General features: G+C 40.5%; 7 protein-coding genes. All 7 read right to left on the reverse strand.

Annotation, left to right across the window (positions count from 1 at the left end; all coding sequences use genetic code 11):
• Positions 1 to 810 precede the first annotated feature (810 nt).
• Complete coding sequence (recR, locus tag J5X91_RS03270) at positions 811 to 1,419, reverse strand: recombination mediator RecR (RefSeq protein WP_182679204.1); 609 nt, start codon at positions 1,417 to 1,419, stop codon at positions 811 to 813.
• A 6-nt stretch (positions 1,420 to 1,425) separates the two neighbouring features.
• Entirely contained in the window at positions 1,426 to 1,752 is a 327-nt protein-coding gene (locus tag J5X91_RS03275; RefSeq protein ID WP_011327886.1) for a YbaB/EbfC family nucleoid-associated protein, read from the reverse strand.
• Between the two features lie 63 nt (positions 1,753 to 1,815).
• Complete coding sequence (dnaX, locus tag J5X91_RS03280) at positions 1,816 to 4,350, reverse strand: DNA polymerase III subunit gamma/tau (RefSeq protein ID WP_208834056.1); 2,535 nt, start codon at positions 4,348 to 4,350, stop codon at positions 1,816 to 1,818.
• A gap of 3 nt (positions 4,351 to 4,353) precedes the next feature.
• Positions 4,354 to 4,899, reverse strand: a complete 546-nt coding sequence (apt, locus tag J5X91_RS03285) for an adenine phosphoribosyltransferase (RefSeq protein ID WP_208834057.1) — start codon at positions 4,897 to 4,899, stop codon at positions 4,354 to 4,356.
• Between the two features lie 163 nt (positions 4,900 to 5,062).
• Positions 5,063 to 5,185, reverse strand: coding sequence for a hypothetical protein (locus tag J5X91_RS18150; RefSeq protein ID WP_011327883.1), 123 nt, complete (start codon positions 5,183 to 5,185; stop codon positions 5,063 to 5,065).
• A gap of 72 nt (positions 5,186 to 5,257) precedes the next feature.
• Positions 5,258 to 6,010: a putative DNA-binding domain-containing protein gene (locus J5X91_RS03290; RefSeq protein WP_011327882.1), complete on the reverse strand. Its 753-nt coding sequence runs from the start codon at positions 6,008 to 6,010 to the stop codon at positions 5,258 to 5,260.
• 45 nt (positions 6,011 to 6,055) lie between these two features.
• Positions 6,056 to 6,883: a DUF692 domain-containing protein gene (locus J5X91_RS03295; protein WP_089368945.1), complete on the reverse strand. Its 828-nt coding sequence runs from the start codon at positions 6,881 to 6,883 to the stop codon at positions 6,056 to 6,058.
• Between the last annotated feature and the right edge of the window lie 267 nt (positions 6,884 to 7,150).

Here is a 7,150-nt window from a genome sequence, read left to right on the forward strand (position 1 = left end):
AAACACAGCTGAAATTATAAGTGATTATTAAAAAGATCAATATTATAAAAAATAGCCTGTTACACTCTACTCACGAGAACGTAATGCCATTGTGCGTATAGTTCTTACTCAAACAGTAAATTACTCGAGGTTTTCAGCTAGTAAAAGCGAATGACATCCCAGATAGCACCTACCAATAAAGCATTAAACACTGAGCACTCCTAATAGAGCCTTAAGGTATAAAATGATAAAAACGATAGCTTATTAAGTGCAGCAATCGTTGTGGCGTTAGTTTCAGCCACGGCTAATGCGAGCAGCGCATATGGATATGGGGTGAACTACCCAGCGACTAAAGATCACAGGGTTTTCTCGTTAAGTAATCGATAAAAATGCAGATCGTATTGCAGCAGGAACAAGTTTACTTGGTTACGATGTATATCGTACAAGCGATATACAGGGTAAATCTGATGGGTTTACTAAGATTAATGAGGCAATGATTGCTGCTAAAGGTTTGCAGATTGCCAAAGTGAAAAGTCGTCACCATTACGCGTTAACCGATACACTGCTATTAACAGAGAGAGTTATTAAACGTATAGTTCGTCACTCTAGTTATAATCCAATCTCAGCGGTTGCTTAGTCAGCCTATGTAACCTGAGCTCCGGATAATAAACTTAAATATAACTATGATTCAATACGTGAGTAAATCTCTTAACCAGAATTTATCCTAAGCGTCTTACGCGGTTATAATGCTATTAATTAAAGCGAAAATTAATCAGCCCACACAACATAAGTTATGTGGGCTGATTTAGTTATTCAAATAGCCGTGCTAGTTCAGTCTTGTGTTACCGCTCGTCTGCCACTAAAGGCATGCATTAACGTTGTCCCGTCGACTAAGTCAAGCTCACCACCTACCGGTATGCCATGGGCAATACGCGAGGCACCTACTTTGTATTTATGACAAAGCTGGGCAATATAATGTGCGGTGGTTTCGCCTTCAACCGTAGGGTTGGTTGCTAAAATCACCTCATTTATACCGCTTTGAGCCAGCTTTGTCTCTAAAACATCTAGGCCAATTTCTTTAGGGCCAATACCATCAATAGGCGATAAATGCCCCATTAATACAAAGTACAACCCTAAATATTGACCCGTTTGCTCTATAGCAAGTACGTCGCTTGGCGATTCAACAACACATAATATGCCGCTGTCTTGGCGTTTAGTACTTAAACAAATGTCGCACTGCGACTGCTCGCAAAAGGTGCGACATGACTCACAATGACCAACCGCCGTCATAGCTTTTGTCAATGCATTACCAAGTTGAGTGCCCCCTTTACGGTCGCGCTCTAGCAAGTGAAAAGCAATACGTTGCGCTGACTTAGGGCCAATGCCCGGCTGACAACGCAATGCTTCTATAAGCTGAGTTAAACTAGCTGAAAGTTGCATATAGGCTTAAAACGGCATTTTCATACCTGGTGGTAATTGCATACCGCCAGTTACTTTGCCCATACGCTCTTGTGTTTCGTCTGCTACACGGCGAACAGCATCGTTACATGCTGCTGCAAGTAAGTCTTCAATCATGTCTTTGTCGTCTTGCATTAAGCTCTCATCAAGCTCTACGCGACGAACGTTGTGATTACCTAGCATAGTTACTTTAACTAAACCGGCACCGGCTTCGCCTACAACTTCTAATGTTGCAATTTCGTCTTGGGCTTTTTGCATGCGATCTTGCATTTGCTGCGCCTGCTTCATCATGTTACCCATTCCACCTTTAAACATAACTTTCTCTCTTTCTTTTTTAATACATTAACTAGGTTACTAAATAAGGGCTGTTGTAATAAATTACAATGCCTGAATGCTGTTTTCGTCAATTTCGGCGCTAAATAGCTGCTGAAATTGTACTATATTATCGTCTGAGGTGATCACATCTATTGCTTGCTGATGACGACCTGCATCAATTTTTTGCTGAATTAAGTAAGGCGAATCAATCACCCCTTTAGCAAAATTAATACTCAGTGTTACATTGTGCTCATAAATACTGGATAACGCCGCATCAAGTCTTTGGCGTAGCATGGGCGTATCTAAATGTTTTTGTGATTCATCAACATCTATATGCAAATTATTGCCTTGCTTAGTAAAAATAGAGTGCAACGCAAACTGGCGCATACGCCCGCCTAATCCCATGCGTTTAATTAAATATGCCCACTCGTCTTGCTGATGCGCAAAGCGAATTTCGCTTATTGGGCTCTGAAAATCATCAGGCGCTGGAATGCTAGGCTGCGCTACAACAACTTCGGGTACTTTTTGCGGGTTAATTTGCTCAAGTAACTCAGGGGCTAAATTTTCGGTAATTGTTTGGTGCTTTGCTTTAAAGTCTATTTTTCGCTCAGGCTTTGACTCAAACTGAGCTTGGCTTGCTGCCTTGTTTTGGCTCCCCGCTAGTGGGAGCTGTGGCTTTTTTTCGCTCTCACCTGCGAAATCATTAGGCCACGGCGGCGGATTATCTGCGTGTGTTTGCTGCGCATTATTGTTAGCTCTACTGTGATTAATTGCATCGCTATTTGTTGTAACATTTTGCTCATTGCTGTTACTGCTATTAGCTGTAAAACGACTCGGGCGAGTGTTAGCAGAGCTTAAATTTGCTGTATTTTGCTGCTCCGTCTCTTTTGCATTTGAGAGCTTACCCGCACCCGATATATTTCTATCTCTTAAAATACGTGCAATAGCAGATTGCGCTCGCGCTTCTTGTTCGCTAATTGAGGTGTCTGTTGCTTGGCTTTGCTGAGCTTGCGCTGCCGTATTTGTTGCAGGGTTAAACCCTTGATCAACCGCACTACTAATAACATCATCAAACTGTGCAGCTAATGAGTGCTCTAAATTACTTTGCTGTAAGTAGGCTTCATCTTCGCTTTGACGCTGGGCTTGCTCGTCAGTAACGTCATTTGTATGCTGATGTTGCTGAGTTACTAATTGCTCACTCGCCGCTTCATTTGGCATAGCCGACACAATTGTTGGCTCTACTGCTTGCTCAACTGCTGGTACCGCAGTTGAAACCTGCTGCGTTGTACTAGAGTTATTATTAAGTGGATCGGGCGCTACGTTTTGCGGCTCTGATAGCTTAGCGACCTCAGCTGGTTTTGGCTCAATAATTTGTGGTTGCGTTGTATCATTAATTTGAGCTGTGCTTGGTAGCGGTTTACTTTTATTTAAAATATCACGTAAGGCACTGGCCTTTGTCGTATTACTTTGCAGCGGCTGTGTATTTACAGCTACTGGTTGCTGACTTTGTGTATCAATTGGTTGAAACGCTAACAGCCTCAGCATAATCATTTCAAAGCCTAAACGAGGCTCTGGCGCCCATTGTAGATCTTTTTTACCGTTTAACAGGAGCTGATAGTAAATTTGAATTTGCTGTGGATTTGTATTTTGAGCAACATGCGTGATGTAATCGGCATTTGTTTCATCAAGGGCGGCAGCTTCAGGCACTAATTGGCTTAACTGTGTCAAATGCGTTAATGCAATTAAATCATCTAGTAAGGCCACATAATTAGGATTTCTGCTAGCAACATTAGCTACTTCTTTCATTAGCGCTGCGCCATCTTGGGCAAGTAACGCGGCTAGTAAACTTTGGCTATAATGGGTGTCCATTAAACCAAGCATAGTTTGTACAGCTTGGTTGTTAATATCACCATTAGTTTGCGCTATAGCTTGATCGGTTAAGCTAAGTGCATCTCGCATACTACCGTCTGCGGCTTTGGCAATAATACGCAAAGCATCGTCGTCAAAGTTCAGTTTTTCATGCGTCAGTACGTGTTCAAGCTGAGTTTTTATTTCACTTTGCGATAACGCATTTAAGTTAAATTGTAAGCAGCGAGATAATATAGTGACAGGTAGCTTTTGTGGATCGGTAGTCGCAAGTAAAAATTTCACGTGCTCAGGCGGCTCTTCCAACGTTTTTAGTAACGCATTAAAGCTGTGCTTAGAAAGCATGTGAACTTCATCGATTAGGTATACTTTATAACGGCCCCGTGTAGGCGCGTATTGTACGTTATCGAGTATTTCGCGAGTATCTTCTACTTTAGTGCGCGAAGCTGCATCTATTTCGAGTAGGTCAATGTAACGTCCTGCTTCTATATCTTTACAGCTACTACATTGACCACACGGATTTGCCGAAATGCCTTCATCACAATTTAAGCTTTTAGCAAAAATACGCGCTATTGTGGTTTTACCCACACCTCGGGTTCCAGTGAATAAATAAGCGTGGTGCAGTCTATTTTGCGTTAGCGCATTAACCAGCGCTTGTTTAACATGAGACTGTCCAACCAATTCATGAAAGGTTTGTGGACGCCATTTTCTCGCTAGAACCTGATAACTCATCGATTACTCGCCTTCGAATTCAACCAATTTTAGGATTTTAATACCCATTTTTGCGATACGCTTTTCACCACCAAGCTCTGGTAATGAAACAACAAATGCTGCATCAGTGGCTTCGCCACCTAATTTTTGCACTAATTTAATGGTTGCTTCAATAGTACCACCGGTTGCTAGTAAGTCATCCACAAGCAATACTTTGTCACCTGGAACGATAGCATCTACATGCAGTTCTAATGTGTCTTCGCCATATTCAAGTAGGTAGTCTTGACGAACAACTTCACGCGGCAGTTTGCCAGGCTTACGCACTGGAATAAATGGAATACCCAAAGCATAAGACAAGGGTGCACCAAAAATAAAACCTCGTGATTCAGTACCAATAATTTTGGTAAAGCCCTGATCTTTATATGCAGCAATAAAAGCATCGATAGTCGCTTTAAATGCATCTGGGTTTGCCATTAGTGTAGTTACATCGCGAAACATAATGCCCGTTTTAGGGTAATCAGCAATAGTAGTTATGCTGTTTTTGATAATTGCTGGTGTTACTTGAGTCATAATTTTAACTGCTCAATGGTTTATATTACAAAGCAGCTGATTATAACCTTAAGTGACCTTTGATTGCGAGTTTGACGTTATTATAAAAGGTGTTTTAACCGTTTCAGTCGAGGGGAAGTTTTATAAATAAGGCTGTTGGTAACAACAGCCTTGAGATAAATAATTAAGATAACACAGCAAACCAGCCAACAATTGCATTTAAGCAACCAATACCTACAAATATAGCTACGAAGCCAAAAAAGTACGCTGCATTGAACGGATCTTTAAATTCTTTATCATCTGACATTTTTACAACCTTTTATTAAGCACGACACATAAGGGCGTCATAATAAACGATGTAAAATAATCTATAAAGAGCTTAAGCTTGATTTTTTGTCACTATAATCCCAAGCTCAGCCATGGCACGTAAAGTAACAAGTGCGCCTTGGGCAATTTGTGCAGCGCTAAACTGCACAGCATGGCGGGTTACTTGCTCGCAAATAGTATCGAGTATCAAACCATCATGCTCACTTATAATCGATAATAACAAGGCTGTCATAGCATTAGTTGTTAAAAATTGAACTTCATCATCGCCATCGCGATATACAACAAAATAATTTGGCTGTGCTGATGGTTGTTGCGGCTGAAACTGTGTACTTATTGTTTGCACCGCAAATTGGTAACTTAAATTACGTGCAGTACTTGATAAGTACAAACGCGCAGAAGCAACCTGATCAGACGCTATGAGTTGCTCATTTTCAGCCTGCTGTGTAATAGCTACATCTAATTCAATCCATTCATAATGGGCAAGCTCGAGCATAAATGGCGGATCATATTTTTGCATCTCATAATTACTTGATAAATAATTAATGAACTCCCCTGCTATATCTAAAAAATACGGTGAGTGACAATCATATTCACTAAAAAATCGGCGAATAAGCATTTGCCATTGTTTATCGCTGTATAAGGTTTTTAACACCGGAAAACCTGACGAAATAAACCCAACAATATTATTAAAAAATAAATCGCGGTAAATCGCCATGCGTCTATCTTCAATCCCTTGCGGCTTTTTATTTTGGCTGGGTTTGCGAATATGCGCCATAAATTCGTTTTGTATTTCAATAAAGCTCATAACTAAATACTCCTTTTGCAGGCACTCTAGGTTCAGACATGCTTATTAAGCTCGCTGTTTGATTAATGATTTATCAAGGTATTTTGCTTGCAGGTTATGAATAATATCTAGCTCTTTGGTTAATACATTAATGGTCGGTATATTAAAATCTCGCTCGAGCAACGTCGAAAATACACCGTGAGTTTGGTACGCTTTATCGAGTAACTGCCAAACTGGGTCAATTACATCTGCACCATGAGTATCTACAATTAGATCATCTGCTTCATTGTAATGCCCAGCTACATGGCCGTAAGCAATGCGCTGTGTAGGTAATCCGGTTAAAAAGGCTTCGGCGTCATAACCATGGTTTACTGAGTTCACATAAATATTATTCACATCGAGTAACAGCTTACAATCAGCTTGCTCTAAAATAGCATTAGTAAACGCCAGCTCTGACATTTTCTGCCCTGGGGCTGCGTAATAAGACACATTTTCTATAGCAATTTGGCGCCCTAATATATCTTGTACTTGTTTGATACGCGGCACTACATGAGCAATCGCTTCTAAAGTAAACGGAATAGGCATTAAATCGTACATATGCCCAGTGCCAGAGCAGTAACTTAAGTGCTCGCTGTAAATTTTTACATCATGTTCATCAAAAAACTTTTTTAGTGATTTTACAAATTCAATATCAATTGGCGCAGTTGAGCCAATTGAGAGCGATAAGCCATGACAAGCAAAACTATTAGCACTGGTTAATGCTTTAAATTGTTTTTTAAAACGCCCACCTAATTTCAGCCAATTTTCTGGAGCAACTTCCATAAAATCGACTTGTTTAGGTACATGCATTAGTAACTCGTCAAGCATTTCTCTGCGTAAGCCTAAACCAACCATACCTAAGTCAGTATTTATAATTTGTGTCATAACCACTCCCAACAAAAAGGGCCAACCGGCCCTTTATTCTATATGGTATTAAAGTATTTAACCTGAAGTAAAGTTATTCTACTTTAATAAATTTTAATGACCGCCACACTTACCTTCACCGCACTTGCCTTCTTTTTTGGCTTTTGCATCTACGCCACTTTTAGCTTCGCCACATTTGCCTTCTTTTTTAGCTTTTGCATCTGCGCCACATTTAGCTTCGCCACATTTGCCTTCTTT

It is taken from the genome of Pseudoalteromonas sp. K222D, assembly GCF_017653575.1.
Classification (GTDB): Bacteria; Pseudomonadota; Gammaproteobacteria; order Enterobacterales; family Alteromonadaceae; genus Pseudoalteromonas; species Pseudoalteromonas nigrifaciens.